Annotated in this window: 11 protein-coding genes; 10 read left to right on the top strand and 1 reads right to left on the bottom strand. The window is 36.0% G+C overall.

What is annotated here, in order from left to right:
• The first annotated feature begins 130 nt into the window (after window positions 1-130).
• The 3 genes from AMET_RS19945 (at window position 131) to AMET_RS19935 (ending at window position 2207) form a co-directional block, all read left to right on the top strand.
• Entirely contained in the window at window positions 131-586 is a 456-nt protein-coding gene (locus AMET_RS19945) for an acyl-CoA thioesterase (RefSeq protein WP_012065097.1), read from the top strand.
• 197 nt (window positions 587-783) lie between these two features.
• Complete coding sequence (locus AMET_RS19940; RefSeq protein WP_012065096.1) at window positions 784-1179, top strand: FxsA family protein; 396 nt, start codon at window positions 784-786, stop codon at window positions 1177-1179.
• 20 nt (window positions 1180-1199) lie between these two features.
• The gene (locus AMET_RS19935; RefSeq protein ID WP_012065095.1) at window positions 1200-2207 is read left to right on the top strand and encodes an aldo/keto reductase; all 1008 of its coding nucleotides are present in this window, start codon (window positions 1200-1202) and stop codon (window positions 2205-2207) included.
• A 163-nt stretch (window positions 2208-2370) separates the two neighbouring features.
• On the opposite strand, the gene AMET_RS19930 is transcribed toward AMET_RS19935, so the two are convergent.
• Window positions 2371-3657 (bottom strand): GerMN domain-containing protein, encoded by a 1287-nt coding sequence (locus AMET_RS19930; protein WP_012065094.1) that lies wholly within the window; start codon window positions 3655-3657, stop codon window positions 2371-2373.
• 242 nt (window positions 3658-3899) lie between these two features.
• Between AMET_RS19930 and rlmD the strand changes: the two genes are divergently transcribed.
• The 7 genes from rlmD (at window position 3900) to AMET_RS19895 (ending at window position 15104) form a co-directional block, all read left to right on the top strand.
• Window positions 3900-5258: a 23S rRNA (uracil(1939)-C(5))-methyltransferase RlmD gene (gene rlmD / locus AMET_RS19925; protein WP_012065093.1), complete on the top strand. Its 1359-nt coding sequence runs from the start codon at window positions 3900-3902 to the stop codon at window positions 5256-5258.
• 318 nt (window positions 5259-5576) lie between these two features.
• Window positions 5577-5789 carry a type II toxin-antitoxin system Phd/YefM family antitoxin gene (locus tag AMET_RS19920; RefSeq protein WP_012065092.1) on the top strand — a complete coding sequence of 71 codons (213 nt, stop codon included), beginning with the start codon at window positions 5577-5579 and terminating at the stop codon, window positions 5787-5789.
• A 31-nt stretch (window positions 5790-5820) separates the two neighbouring features.
• Window positions 5821-8514, top strand: a complete 2694-nt coding sequence (locus AMET_RS19915; protein ID WP_012065091.1) for an N-6 DNA methylase — start codon at window positions 5821-5823, stop codon at window positions 8512-8514.
• Window positions 8508-9659, top strand: coding sequence for a restriction endonuclease subunit S (locus tag AMET_RS24565; RefSeq protein ID WP_012065090.1), 1152 nt, complete (start codon window positions 8508-8510; stop codon window positions 9657-9659). The genes AMET_RS19915 and AMET_RS24565 overlap by 7 nt, the downstream gene beginning before the upstream one ends.
• 13 nt (window positions 9660-9672) lie before the next feature.
• Window positions 9673-12798 carry a type I restriction endonuclease subunit R gene (locus tag AMET_RS19905; RefSeq protein WP_012065089.1) on the top strand — a complete coding sequence of 1042 codons (3126 nt, stop codon included), beginning with the start codon at window positions 9673-9675 and terminating at the stop codon, window positions 12796-12798.
• Entirely contained in the window at window positions 12791-13543 is a 753-nt protein-coding gene (locus tag AMET_RS19900) for a M48 family metallopeptidase (protein ID WP_012065088.1), read from the top strand. Before AMET_RS19905 ends, AMET_RS19900 begins: the two co-directional genes overlap by 8 nt.
• Window positions 13518-15104: an ImmA/IrrE family metallo-endopeptidase gene (locus AMET_RS19895; protein WP_012065087.1), complete on the top strand. Its 1587-nt coding sequence runs from the start codon at window positions 13518-13520 to the stop codon at window positions 15102-15104. The genes AMET_RS19900 and AMET_RS19895 overlap by 26 nt, the downstream gene beginning before the upstream one ends.
• The last annotated feature ends 182 nt before the right edge of the window (window positions 15105-15286 follow it).

Raw genomic sequence — 15286 nt, 5'->3', positions numbered from 1 at the left:
TTGGCTTTTAAAGCACCTGTTACATTTTTAGTGTTTTAAACATCTTAACACAGTTGTGCAGTTCACTGTTGATAATATAAAGATAAAAAAATTGGTAGGTTTTTTTAGGATCTAGGGATATATGCTATAATTGTTTAAAGAAAGGAAGGTGTTTCATTTGTATAGTAATGAGACTAAAATAATACCAAGATATAGTGAAACTGACCAAATGGGGGTTATATACCATTCCAATTACTTTGTATGGTTTGAAGTAGGGAGAACTGATTATTTAAAAGAATCCACGATTAGCTATAAACAGATGGAAGCAATGGGTATAATACTTCCAGTGATAGAAGTTAATTGCAAATATAAAGCCTCGGCAAAATATGCTGATAATTTAATAGTCAAAACAACAGTAGAAGAACTAAGTCCTACAAGAATTAAGTTTTATTATGAAATTATTAGAGAAGAAGATAATGTATTTATTGCTGAAGGATTTACAGAACATGTTTTTGTTGATAAAGAAAATGGAAGACCAACTAACCTAAAGAAAAAGCATGAAGGAATATACAAACAACTACAGAATATACATAAAATAGAAGATTAAGCTACTTATTTAAGTGGCTTAATTGTAATACTAATCATAACAGGGAATACAAATAGTAAATATTTTTTTCTCGTTGTGGTCTAAGGTGATGTCAAAAAATAGATCAGATGAGTTTCGGCTACCATGGAAACTATTTTACATGGTTTGAAGTAGAACTAAGGAATCTAGTGATGAAAATTTCTTAGGGAGGTGAAAGCATGTTATTTAAGCTCATTATACTATTCACAGTAATCCCTATTGCAGAACTGGCTATTTTATTAAAACTAAACAACTATATTGGATTACCCTATACACTGTTACTTGTTTTTCTAACGGGTATCATTGGGGCGACACTGGCCAAAAGCGAAGGAAAAGGAATTATTAAAAGAATCAAGTTTGAGGGGAGTCAAGGCAAAATGCCTGGGGACGAACTCATCAATGGACTTTGCGTATTGATTGGTGGCGCATTTCTCTTAACACCAGGATTACTCACAGATATTGCAGGATTTTCCTTAGTGATTCCATTTACCCGATTTGCAATTAAATCATTTATCAAAAAACAGTTAAAACAAATGATCCAAGAGGGAAATTTCTCGATTTACTATCGTAAATAGTTAAACAAAGGAGGAGGAACATGGAGTTTAGGCAGTTAGGAAGGACCAATTATAAGGTAAGTGTAATTGGATTCGGTGGCATTCCAATTCAACGATTAGAAGAAAAAGAAGCAATTGAACTCATTAAAACAGCTCAAGGAGAAGGCATTAACTTTATTGATACCGCCAGAGGTTATGCCAACAGTGAAGTACTGATCGGTAAGGCTATGGAAGGAATGCGTGATTCTTGGATCATTGCAACCAAGTCTCTTGCCAGAGATGATCAAGGGATGAAGGCCGATATTGAAATCAGTTTAAAAAATTTAAGGTCTAATACAATCGATTTATACCAACTTCATCAAGTAAAATCAAAGGAAGTATATGATCAAGTAATGGGACCAAATGGCGCTTATGGCGCTTTAAAAGAGGCGCAATTAGAGGGGAAAATCAAAAAAATAGGAATTACAAGCCATGACTTGGGTGTCTTGGAGATGGCTATAGAGACCGACTTTTTTTCCACCATCCAGTTTCCATATAATATTGTGGAAAGGCATGGAGAAAAACTTTTCCAAAGGGCCAAAGAACGTAATATTGGCGTGATTATTATGAAGCCACTTGCAGGAGGTGCCATTAGGGAAGGTGAACTAGCCCTACGATTTATTGTTGAAAATCCTAATATTTCTGTTGTCATTCCAGGCATTGATCATATGGACCAGGTTTTTGAAAATAGTCGAATTGGTCAAGAAAAAATACCTCTAAATAAAGAAGAACGACAGCACTTAGAGAAACTACAAAAAGAATTAGGTAATACATTTTGTAGAAGATGTGGTTACTGTTTACCCTGTCCTCAAGAAATAGACATACCAGCACAATTTTTGCTAGAAGGCTACTATACTCGTTATGATCTACAAGACTGGGCTGTAGAGCGGTATCAAGGACAGTCCATAAAGGCTTCAGACTGTATTAAATGTGGCAAATGTGAACCAAGATGCCCATATGATCTTCCTATTCGCCATATGCTAGAGCAAGTGGGAAGTTGTTTTAAATAAATAGGGTGGTATAAAATATGGTAAAAGTGTCAAATATTATTAAATAGAGTATTGAAACATTGATGAGAGGCAAACTGATTCTAATTTTCTTTGGAGCACAAGTGATTGTGCTCACTTTTTTTGCAAGAAAACAACATGATCGAGAAATCATGTTGTTTTCGAATTATTTTTCAGGATTAATATAAGGGGAGGGGGAGATGGTTTCAGAGAAATGCCCCGCCACTTGAAAATGGACTTGTTCAACTTCCTCGAAAGAAGTGTAGGTATATAGAAGGGATTCAATCATCAGTTGATGTAAAGAGTTCTCTTGCTGCACTTCGATGAAAGCCTCATTGAAGGTTAAATGTAGTGTACTTCCTTCAATGTTAAAGGACAAGAGTTCTACCTCCATAGGAACAGTCGGTTGGATTTGATGATTGAAAAATTGATAGTTTGATTGGTATTTTAATTGAGCAAAGATACCCTCAACATCTAAGGACTTCTTTTCTAGAGATAGTGGTAATAGGAGTAAACGCTTGTTTTCTCCTTTGAATTTCACATAAAGCTGAGGGCCAGCCATAGGTATAAAAGGCTCGTCCAGGGACATACCATGGAAAATTTCATTTGAATTAGATTCGGATTCAAACCGAACCGCATTGACTTCGCTAATTGCCCCAAGAGACTCAACAAAGCTGTCAATGGCTACAATAGCAGTAGCGGATCCTTGGATAAAAGAAGCTGTGTCACTAGATAAATGAATGGTAGCACTGCCTTGGTTTAAGCTAATATCACTTCCCTGTGGTATTGGTGAAAAAGTAGGTAAGCCTAGGTCAGTGGCAGGACCCTGCTCTAATGCATCAATGGTCATTCTAAGTGGTGTCCTTGTATAAGGAATCACACGGGTGACAGGGATCAAATGGTTATAGTCCTCTGTTGGAAAATAAAGCTTTAAAGCTGTTTCATTCCTACTGATTCCTTGCAAAGCAGGAATGTAATTCCCAGAGAGATCATAGGATAAATGAATGCTTTCAGCAGGAAATGATGTTGGCATATTTTTGACATTAGGTTGCAACACTAAAGTATAGTTACCATCTGGAAGCTGCAATTGATGCTGAGATAAATCAAGCTCAAAAGTCAGAGGGCTATCTTGTGTCATAACCGTATCAAGATTTGGTGTTCCTATAGCAATCTCATGAAACATAACTTCTTTCACAGTCTCATTTTGAAATTGTATTTCAAGTGTGAAAGGATGATCTAGGTCAAAAACCAGGGGAGTTTGATCTCGATCGGTAGAAAAGGTAACTGTCAATTGGTCTTCTTCTAGATGGGTATGTAGTTGTATGTGCTCTGAGGATACAGCTGTATTAGTCCGAAAGGTACTAAAATTGATGGAATCCGCATAAATGGGTATTCCAGAAGCCGTAGCACAAATAATCAGTAGCAACAGGATGTTTCTGATGGTGCCTTTCATTTTATCAACTCCCTTAAGCTTGTCCCAAGTGATAACTCCATTATAGAATATTTAAAAGTTCCAGTAAATAGTAATCGTACAACAAATGTTGGCAAAAAAAGGCCTAAGTAGTGTAGAATGAGAGAGAAGGTAGTAGCTTCGACAATAAAATAGATCTTTAGATAGCATTTTTATCTTAGATATGAGTTGATGTGATAGAAATAAGCAGATTTTTAATGGAATGAGATAAGGAGTGAGAAAAAATGATTAATGTAAATGATGTGATTGAGATGGAAATTAAGGATACAGGACATAATGGTGAAGGCGTCGGTCGGATTGATGGTTTTACGGTTTTTGTAGAGGGTGGGATACCTGGTGATCACTTAAAGGTTAAAATAACCAAGGTAAAGAAGACATATGGAATGGGAAGAATGATTGAGATCATGACGGCTTCTCCCAATAGAACCGAGCCACGCTGTCCAATAGCTGATGTTTGTGGTGGATGTCAAATCATGCATATGGACTATAAAGGGCAATTAGAAATGAAGAGAAAAAGAGTAGAAGAGACATTGGCACGGATCGGAAAGATAGAAACCACAGTACATGCCACCTTGGGAATGGACAATCCCTATGAATACCGAAACAAGGCCCAATTTCCCATTGGAGTCATGGATGGCAAAGCAATACTAGGGTTTTATAAAAAGGGAAGTCATGAAATTGTTGATACAGAATATTGCCATATTCAGTCCCCTATCAATGAAACCATTGCAAAGGTCATGAAACATTATATTGATTCCTTTGGAGTCACTGTGTACGATGAAAAAAAGAGAGTGGGACTACTACGCCATGTGATTACAAAGGTAGGGTTTACAACAGGAGAGGTTATGGTTGTGCTGATTACCAATGGCAAACAGTTACCTCATAAAAAGGAACTGATTGATCTGCTGATAGAAGGTGTAAAGGGTCTTAAGACAGTGGCACATAATATTAATGAAAAGAATACAAATGTGATATTTGGATCTAAGACAAAGACCCTTCATGGGGAGGGTTACATTACAGATTACATAGGGGACTTGAAGTTTAATATTTCCCCACAATCCTTCTTTCAAGTGAATCCAATGCAAACCAAGGCGCTCTATGAAAAAGCACTGGAATATGCAAACCTAACAGGAGAAGAAAATGTTTTGGATATCTACTGTGGTATTGGAACCATCTCTTTATTTTTAGCACAAAAGGCTAAAAAGGTCTATGGTGTAGAAGTAGTAGAGGCGGCAATTGAAGATGCAAAGCATAATGCTAAAATCAATAATCTGAATAATGCTGAGTTCCACGTAGGAAAAGCAGAGGAAGTGGTGCCTCAGCTCTATAAAGAAGGAATTCGTACAGAGGTCGTGGTGGTAGATCCCCCTAGAAAGGGCTGTGAAGAAAGTGTTCTAGAAACCATCGTCAATATGGAGCCAAAAAGAGTGGTGTATGTGTCTTGTAATCCAGCGACATTGGCACGGGATTTGGCGTATTTAGAAGAACATGGGTATAAGACGCAGGAAGTACAGCCGGTTGATATGTTTCCTCATAGTTCGCATGTTGAGACGGTAGTATTGATGTCAAGGGTTGATAAATAAGAGTGTAAAAAGGCAAGTAAATAAAGGCTTTCCGTGATTTGAGATCTGGTTTCAAGCCGATAGGATAATCACGGATTTTTATTTTGTGGGAACTTATCCAAGATTGTCAGGTTACATGGCTGAGCAGACGATATTGATATTAACGTGGTGAGTTGATAGGATTACTGGCAAATACTTGGTGAGTTGACAAGATGGCTATAAAGATAAGAAATACTGGACAAGGAAATAGTGTTTAATAGTAATTACTTTTTAGGTATAAATAAGAGTTGAAATAAGAGTCTAGAGATGTTAAAATGAAAAGAAAAGGCGGATTTAGACATGGAAAAAGAAGATAAAACTAAAAAACAGCCGATGGAATTTTATAATATGTCGGATTTTCTCAGAGGACAATCATCAAAGCTAATTACTGGATTATCTGACGAAGATAGAACTGCTTTTGTACTAAAAAACGGAAAACCTGTAGCTGTTCTAATCTCCCATGAGAGATATGAAAGGTTATTAAAAGCGGGAATTGACATAACAGAATACTAATAAAATATTAAAGATGAGAGAGGTTAAATGAATGGCCGTGAAAAAATCAGAATTGTATTCTCTTTTATGGGAAGCTTGTAATAAATTAAGAGGTGGAGTTGAGCCATCAAGATACAAAGATTACGTACTTGTTTTATTGTTTTTTAAATACGTATCAGATAGATACAAGGGACAACGATTTGCAGAATTTACAGTAAATGAAGGCGCATCATTTGAAGATTTGATTGCTGCAAAAGGTAAAAGTGATGTTGGTGAGCGAGTAGATAAGATTATTCAAAAGTTCCTAGAAGAAAACCGTCTTCAAGGTTCTTTGCCTGACGTTAGCTTTAATAATCCAGATGAGCTAGGTTCTGGCAAGGAACTAGTTGATAAGGTTTCTGGCCTTATTGCAATATTCCAAAATCCTGCTATTGACTTTAAAAGTAACAGAGCTAGTGGAGATGACATCATCGGAGATGCTTATGAATACTTCATGATGAAATTTGCTCAGGAATCTGGTAAGAGCAAGGGACAATTTTATACACCTAGTGAGGTTTCACGTATTATTGCTAGACTTATTGGCATTGGAGATATTAAGCAAGAGACGGGTAAGAAATGGACTCTTCATGATCCGGCGGCAGGTAGTGGTTCGTTACTAATTCGTGCTGCAGATGAAGCTCCTACAGATGAAGATGGGAATTCGATTGTTTCAATATATGGACAAGAAAAATACCCAGATACAGCAGGTTTGGCAAAGATGAATTTTATCCTACATAATAAAGGTACGGGTGAAATCAAGAGTGCCAATACTCTAGCAAATCCAGCGTATAAAGATGATTTTGGTGGGCTTAGAAAGTTTGATTTTATAGTCATGAATCCACCGTTTTCTGATAAAGATTGGACAGATGGAATTAAACCATCAGAAGATAAGTTTAAAAGATTTGACGGCTATGGCATTCCACCAGAGAAAAATGGTGACTATGCTTGGTTTTTGCATGTCTTAAAGGCGTTGGATAGCCAGCGTGGTAAGGCTGGAATCATCCTACCCCATGGTGTGCTATCTAGACCTAATGCTGAGGAGACCATTAGAAAAGCAGTTCTTGATAAGCGATATATAAAGGGTATTGTCGGATTGCCTGCAAACTTATTTTATGGCACAGGTATTCCTGCCTGCATAATCATTATTGACAAAGAGGATGCGGATAAACGTGAAGGCATTTTTATGATTAATGCAAGCCGTGGATTTAAGAAGGACGGAAACAAGAACCGTCTTCGTGAACAAGACATTGAGAAGATAGTTCAAACCTTTATTAACAAAGAGGAAATTGAGGGGTACTCAAAATTTGTTACCTATAAAGAAATCTTAGAACAAAATGAAGGTAACCTAAATGTCCCTCGGTATATCCAAAAGATTGATGATACATTGCCACAAAATATCGCATCACATCTTAAGGGAGGTATTCCGGAAATTGATATTAATTCAATAGAAAAACTATGGAGAATATCACCAGCATTAAAGAAAGAGATATTTACCTGTGTCGATGAAAAGCACAACGTTTACAATCTTGTAATGTCACCAAATGAGATAGAAACAGTTATTTCTGAGGATGAAAATATCAAGAATGAAATAGAAAACGAGTGTGGTGAACTATTCGGAACTTGGAGAGATGCAGTGAAAGATTCATTGCTAAATATTAATGCAAGCACAAATCCAAAAGAGTTAATTCGTAACATGGGTATTGAAATATTGAGCGATTTTGAATCGGCGCAGCTCTTAGACAATTACCATGTCTATGACTTCTTGCTTAATTACTGGAACGAGAAAATGCAAGATGATGTATATGTAATTAAGGCGAGTGGATATGAGGCTGGTCGTGAGATTGAATATGTATACGCTCAAAAGAAAGCAAAAGACGAAAATGGAGAAGAAATAAAAGTTGATGATACTTCTAAAATGAAGTCGTTTGAGGGTGCATTGATTTCGAGACAAATCATCGAACGTGAGTATTTTGAAGCTGAATTATTAGCTCTTAACGAGTTGATAGAGAAAGTCACAATACTTGAATCTGAACTTGATGAAATGCGTGAAGAAGAATCTGGCGATGAAGGACTACTTGTAAATGCCTTGAATGAAAAAGGTGACGGTATTCCTAAATCAAATCTTAATAAGCAGATTAAAGAATTAGAGGGTAAAAAGACATCGCCAGTAGTGAACGATATCACAAAGCTTATTGAATTATTTGAAGTAGACAATACATCAGAAATGGAGAAAATAGTCAAAGCTAATAGCGAACTCATGGCTTATGAACTTATAAATAAGAATGGATCATTCGGTAAGGCTAAGTTAAGAGCTGCATTAAAAGAAGCGAACGAAAATGCAGTTATTCCTGAGATTTATGCAGATGAGTATAATTCCCTTCTTGCATATCAAGCGAAGATGATAGAAAAAGAAGAAGCCGACAAAACTATCAAAGAAGCTCAAAAGGCACTTGATGATCTAGTGCTTGCTAAATATAGTGCGTTAACAATTGATGAAATCAAGCATCTGTTATTTGAAAAGAAATGGATGACAAGGCTTGAGAGTGATGTTACAGGCGCTATTGAACAGGTGTTAAATACTCTTGCGTCAAGAGTAATCTTAATTGCAAAACGTTATGAGCATACTTTGGCTGAGATTGAGGAAAAGACAGCTCGGTCTAAGGAAAAAGTGAAGTCTGCTTTGGAAAGGATGGGATACACATGGTAACTTATCCGGGAGAAATTATTGAGTACAGCGAAATAAAGAATATATATAAGCGTGTTAAAGGAACCCCTATAACAGCAGAAAAAATGCATAAAATTAAATCTGCTACTGGAACTATAAGAGTTTTTGCTGGAGGAGCAACAGAAATTAAAGCAAATGTATCAGATTTGCCTAACGCAAATATTATAAATGTCCCTGTAGTAATTGTTCAATCTAGAGGGGTAATAGATTTTATATATTGCAATGAACCTTGTACTTTCAAAAATGAGATGTGGGGCTATACGTCAGCTGGTGCATATGAAGTAAAATTTCTTTTTTACTATCTTAAACATAATGTTGATTATTTTAGAAATGCTGGTGATGGAAGGAGTTCTTTTTCGCAGATCTCATTACCTGTTACAGAAGAGTATAAAATCCCATTGATACCTTCTAATGAACAACAAGCCATCGCCTCAGTTCTATCGGATTTTGACGAGCATATCACCAATCTAACCGAATTAATCGAGAAGAAAAAAGCAATCCGAGATGGTGCATTGGAGGATTTGGTTAGTGGGAGAACAAGACTTGATGGCTTTGATGGTGAGTGGGTTAATGTCAAATTATCTGACTTTGCACAAATAAACCCTTCTTCCCCATTACCTGAAAGCTTCAAATATGTTGATTTAGAGTCTGTTAAGGGTATATCGTTGGTTAATTGGCGAGTTGAAAGCAAAGAAACTGCCCCATCTAGAGCAAAGCGGCTAGCTCAACATGGTGATATTTTCTTTCAGACTGTGCGCCCATACCAAAGAAATAATTATCTATATGAATTACCCGATAAAGATTTTGTTTTCTCTACTGGATATGCTCAAATTAGAACTGAGAATAATGCTGGATTTCTATTTTTACTTCTGCGACAGGATGTTTTCGTTAATGAGGTGATTGATAACTGTACAGGCACTAGCTACCCTGCGATTAATCCATCAAAACTAGCGGATATTAACATTTATGTCCCTGTAGATATATGTGAACAGCAAGCAATTGCAAGTATTCTTACTTCTATGGACGAAGAAATTGAATCTCTTGAAACGGAAAAATCTAAGATGATTCAGATTAGAGAAGGCGCAATGGATGAACTTTTAACTGGGCGTGTGCGTCTTAAAATATGAGGGGGTTAAGATTATGTCTGTTGATTTAGAAAGAAAACTACAAAATAAGGTTCTCCACTGGTTAATAGATGAAGAGAACGATGGTGGCTTAGGCTACATCTATCTTGGCAGCCTTGAAGATCAAGACAACACGCCAGTTAAAGAAGATTTGGTAAAAAAGAATCTACAAAAGCGTGGCTACACAAAAGACCAAATTTCAAAAGCAGTAACTGAACTTGTTTCTAAGACGAGCAATCAAGTGGGTAGCCTCTATCAAATCAATAAAGAGGTATATTCTCTTCTTCGTTATGGCAAGCAAGGCGTTAAAGATGAAAACAGAAATAGGCAAACTGTACATTATATCGATTGGGATAATGTAGATAATAATGATTTTTATGTTGCTGAAGAAGTAAGCGTACTTTGCTTTAATCAAGTAGAAAGAAAACGCCCTGATGTGGTGCTGTATATAAACGGCATCGCTCTGGGTGTATTTGAGTTAAAGCGTTCATGTGTGAGCATTGGTGAGGGTATTCGACAAAATCTAACAAACCAGAAGAAAGAGTACATTCAAAATTTCTTTAGCACTGCCCAGTTCCTTTTTGCTGGCAATGAGGCAGAGGGGTTGAAGTATGGAACAATCGAGACTCCTGAAAAGTATTACCTAAATTGGAAAGAAGATAATAAAGCTACAGATGAACTTTCTGCGACTGTTAAGAGTATCCAATCCAAAGAAAAAAATAAGCTAAGAGATGGTGTAATTTCACTTTGTCAAAAAGAAAGATTTCTTTCATTAATTCATGATTTCATTATCTTTGATGCAGGTGTGAAAAAAGTTACCAGACATAATCAATATTTTGCTAATATTGCCGCCAGAAAAAGGATTCTTGCAAACGAAGGTGGTATTATTTGGAATACTCAAGGATCTGGCAAGTCTTTAATTATGGTATGGCTTACTAAGTGGGTTATAGAAAATGTCATAGATAGTCGAGTGGTAATAATTACAGACCGAGACGAGCTTGATGACCAGATAGAAAGTCTGTTTATTGATGTTAATGAAAAAGTCAGAAGAACAAAGAGTAGTGCTGATTTAAGAGATATTCTAAATAAAAATGATGATTCTATAATATGTTCTTTGATTCATAAATATGGACATAATGCAGGTAAACAATCTGACGTGGATCAGTATCGCAAAGAATTATTGAAAGATCTGCCTGCTGACTTCAAAGCAAAAGGAAATATAATCGCTTTTATTGATGAGTGCCATCGTACTAACTCAGGTAAATTACATGAGGCAGTTAAAGTATTAATGCCTGAAGCATTGCTTATTGGTTTTACAGGAACTCCACTACTCAAAAAAGATAAATCGACCAGTCTTGAGACATTTGGACCATATATTCACACTTATAAATTTAATGAAGGTGTTGAGGATGGTGTTGTCCTTGATTTGCGTTATGAGGCAAGAGATGTTGATCAGGACTTATCCAATAAAGATAAGGTTGATTTGTGGTTTGATAATAAAACTTTAGGTCTTACAGATAGAGCAAAGACACAGTTAAAGCAAAGCTGGACTTCAATCAATAAATTATATAGTTCAAGACAAAGACTTGAGAAAATCGCAGGCGATATCATTTTTGATATGAATTTAAAACCTCGTTTAAAAAATGAACGCGGCACAGCAATGCTTGTTGCCAACAGTATATACGAGGCTTGTAGATACTGGGACATCTTTACGAGCAATGGCTTTAATAGATGTGCTGTAGTTACCTCATATGAGCCTTCTACTGCAAGCGTTAGAACGGCTACGAGTGACTTAAGTCAAGAAGGTGAAGAAGAATATAAGAAGTCAATTTATGAGCGTATGCTTAAAGGTAAAAAACTGTCTGAATTCGAAAAAGAAGTAAAAGAGCAGTTCAAGAAAGAACCTGCTAAAATGAAACTTCTTATCGTGGTAGATAAACTTTTGACAGGGTTCGATGCTCCGACAGCAACTTATTTATATATCGATAAATCTATGCGAGATCATGATTTATTTCAAGCTATATGTCGAGTTAATAGACCAGATGGTGAAGATAAAGACTATGGTTACATCGTAGATTACATGGATTTATTCCGCAATGTCCAACTTGCAGTTGCCGACTATACCACCGAAGCTTTCGATGATTTTGATAAGGAAGATGTTGAGGGACTTATCAAAAATCGCTATGACGAAGCTAAGTCTGAAATGGTTGGTGCAATTGCATCGCTTAAGGATTTGCTTGAAAATGTAAACGACCCAAAAGAGGATACAGATTACATTGAATATTTTTGTGGTGAGAATAGTGAAGATGATGAATATACCGGTCGTAGGGATATTTTATATAGCCTTACTGCTTCGTTAACCCGTTCCTTTGCAAATTGTAGTGATAAACTTGTGAGCGATTATGGCTATTCAGAGAACCAAGTGAATAAACTGAGAAGTGATATTTCTGGCTACAATAAAATAAAGGAAATGGTTAAACTTGCGAGCTGTGATTACATCGACTTAAAGCCCTATGAGGCTGATATGCGTTATATCCTTGACACCTATATTCGTGCGGATGATTCTACTGTTGTAAGCGAACTAGGTAATATGTCGCTGGTTGAATTGTTATTAGAGAACACAACTACAACTCCAATAGAGGCACTAGTCAAGGATCTTCCTGGAAGTGATAATGCTAAAGCGGAGATAATTGAAAACAACTTGCAGCATGAAATTGTCAAAAAGATGTCTTCAAATAAAGTTTACTATGGGAAACTATCAGAAATGCTTCAAATTATAATTGACCAGAGACGAATTGAAGCTATGAGTTATGAGGAGTATCTGCGTCAAGTTGTGGAACTAGCACAAGCGATTTTACATCCAGAAGAAAATTCTAATTATCCTGATACTGTTAAGAATAGTGAAGCCAGAAGAGCTTTCTATGACTACTTTAATAGAGATGAGAAATTGGCTGTAAGTATTGATACCGCTGTCCGCAATGCAATGCGCCCTGATTGGAAGCGGAATTTTCAGAAGCAACAAAATATAAGACTTGCTATATATCAGAATTTATTGGTATATGGTTATGACGAAGACGAAGCAACTGAAAAAACCAATGAAGTCTTCGATATAACTGGAAGGCAGGTAGAATACGATGAGTAGTGAAGCAATAATAGGTGGTATGCCAATTGAAATTATCAAAAAGAAAAATCTTAAAAATCTTTATATAAGAGTTAACCCTCCAGAAGGAAATATAACAGTCAGTACTCCTAGTGATTATCCTGACGAAGAGATAAGACTTTTTGTATTAAAGAAAATGCCAGAGATTACTAAGGTGAGAGACAGAATGTTATCACAAGCACGTCAAACAGAACGTGAGTATGTTTCTGGCGAATCACATTATTTATGGGGAAAGCCCTACCGTTTGCAGGTTGTTTATGAAGGAAACAAATACGAAATTTCTAAATTGCCAAATAAAATTATTTTAACTGCTCCTGAAAGATCAACCAAAGAATCTAGGGAGAGGGCATTTAATGAATGGTACAGGGAAGAGCTTAAACGAGTATTGGATGGCGTTGTTTCAAGGTGCGAGGCAAAGACAAACCTTCATGCTAATGAATACAAAATTAAGAATATGAGGACTAAGTGGGGTACTTGCAATATTTTTAAAAAAAGAATCTGGATTAATCTTCAGCTTGCTAAAAAGCCAATAGAATGTCTTGAGTATTTAGTTATCCATGAGCTAGTACACTTGATAGAAAAGAATCACACGCATAGATTCCAATCGCTTGTTGAAGAATTCTATCCTACCTGGAAAGAGGCAAGAAAGCTTTTGTCAGAGATGCCTCTCGATCATATTGAAAAAGGAGAACAGGTAGAAAATGAAGAGCAAAATTACATCAAGTGATATTTTTGATATTAATAAGAAATCAGGCGCCTTAATTCTTGGGAAGAATCGACTTGACGATTATGCAACTAAATTTCTAACAAAATATTGTAAGCAGGCATTGGTTGATCCGATGCCTCTTCCTGTTGAGGATATACTTAAGGATATGGGGCTCACAGTGCAAGAAGTTTCTTTATCAGGTGATTTAGATGTTTTTGGATGCTGCTTGCTACTTGATGCACATATAGATGTTTATAACTGGGAAACGAGGCGATACACATCAACAGCCTTTAAAGCTGGGACTGTATTAATCGATCCCTTGTCTGAAGCAGTCTATGGTGAAGGCTCAAAAAGAAATACACTTGTTCACGAGGCGCTTCACTGGGAAAAAGATAAGAGATATTTTGAAATTCTTGAAGTAAAAAATAAAAACGCATCTGAAAAGCTATATCCGATTTTATGCCGCCAATCAGAGACATTCTTTACACCATCTGAAGGAAAAAATACTAAGGAAAATGAAGTAAGGTGGCTAGAATGGCAGGCACATAGATTAGCACCAAGAGTTTTGATGCCAATAAACAGCTTTAAAAAGAAGGCACTAGAATTTATTCAGCAATATAAAATGTCTGGGGAAAATGCTATTTTATCCTGTGACACTTTGATAGAAGATTTAAGTAAGTTCTTTATAACATCACGATTATCAGTAAAATATAGGTTGATTGAAGTTGGTCTAGAGGATACGATTTCAAAGTTCGTAGACTATGAAGCTGTCTATGAAGAAATTAATAGCAAAAAAGACTTTGTCAAATTAACACCTGTAGAAGCGATAAAGATTATTGATACAGATTCAGTTCTTAAGCGGTGGATAAGAGAGGGACGATTTGTTTATGCTGATGGATACCTTGTTATTGCCGATAGACAGTATGTAGTACAAAAAGATGGTGTGCTTCATTTAACTGCTAAAGCAAAAAAGAATCTTGCTAAATGTGTTATAAATATTCGTGAACAAAAGTTCACTACATATGCAAATGCGGATAAGGATTTTCTAGGATATGCGATACTAGGGAAAGTTGAAGGAATTGATAGTAGACTACTTACATTCCATCCAAAATATCAGCCCTCTTTAAAGTTTGAACCAGAAGACGCTTACCAAGGATTTTATAAACAGTTAGCTTCTTATGATGAACAAGAGGAAATTGAACTCATGAAGATGATAGGAGATCCAACTAAATCTCTGTGTGATTGTCTATGGTTTTTGATGGAAAATAGAAAATGGAACTATCCTGAGAAATTTAATGAAGAGACAGGGCTTCACAAAAACTATCATGGGAAAATTAAGAATAATAATTATAACAACATGACTACTAATGTTTTGATGGCGATTTGTGTAGGCATGCGATTATGCTCCAGAATAACACAGAAATTATTTGATAAATCAAATAATAAATTAAATTATTATAATGACCCAGATAAAACCTATATTCGAATAATGGATACTATGCCAGGACTCGCGCTTGGTGATTTTAATGGTGTCTTAGAGCAGTTTGGAATATCCGAATTAGGTAGTGAAATAAAAGAATAAAATTAATTAACTCATTGAGTTGGTTTTGAACCCCGAAAGGGGTTCTTTTTTTATGCCTAAATTTAAGAAAGCCTTATATATAGGCAAATTAGAGCCAACTCATCGAGTTGGTCGTGAATTTTGAAAACCTATTATATTTATACATGTAAGGGACAAACCTTACAAAAATTTAAATGCGTCTA

Origin of the sequence: Alkaliphilus metalliredigens QYMF, assembly GCF_000016985.1 — a bacterium.
Lineage (GTDB): Bacteria > Bacillota > Clostridia > Peptostreptococcales > Natronincolaceae > Alkaliphilus_A > Alkaliphilus_A metalliredigens.
The sequence above is the reverse complement of the archived record's forward strand: the minus strand, read 5'-3'. Positions and strand labels throughout refer to the sequence as shown.

Coding starts and splice junctions, on each gene's coding strand:
- AMET_RS19940 (WP_012065096.1), top strand. CDS start 784: ATGTTATTTAAGCTCATTATACTATTCACAGTAATCCCTATTGCAGAA.
- AMET_RS19935 (WP_012065095.1), top strand. CDS start 1,200: ATGGAGTTTAGGCAGTTAGGAAGGACCAATTATAAGGTAAGTGTAATT.
- AMET_RS19930 (WP_012065094.1), bottom strand. CDS start 3,657: ATGAAAGGCACCATCAGAAACATCCTGTTGCTACTGATTATTTGTGCT.
- rlmD (WP_012065093.1), top strand. CDS start 3,900: ATGATTAATGTAAATGATGTGATTGAGATGGAAATTAAGGATACAGGA.
- AMET_RS19920 (WP_012065092.1), top strand. CDS start 5,577: ATGGAAAAAGAAGATAAAACTAAAAAACAGCCGATGGAATTTTATAAT.
- AMET_RS19915 (WP_012065091.1), top strand. CDS start 5,821: ATGGCCGTGAAAAAATCAGAATTGTATTCTCTTTTATGGGAAGCTTGT.
- AMET_RS24565 (WP_012065090.1), top strand. CDS start 8,508: ATGGTAACTTATCCGGGAGAAATTATTGAGTACAGCGAAATAAAGAAT.
- AMET_RS19905 (WP_012065089.1), top strand. CDS start 9,673: ATGTCTGTTGATTTAGAAAGAAAACTACAAAATAAGGTTCTCCACTGG.
- AMET_RS19900 (WP_012065088.1), top strand. CDS start 12,791: ATGAGTAGTGAAGCAATAATAGGTGGTATGCCAATTGAAATTATCAAA.
- AMET_RS19895 (WP_012065087.1), top strand. CDS start 13,518: ATGAAGAGCAAAATTACATCAAGTGATATTTTTGATATTAATAAGAAA.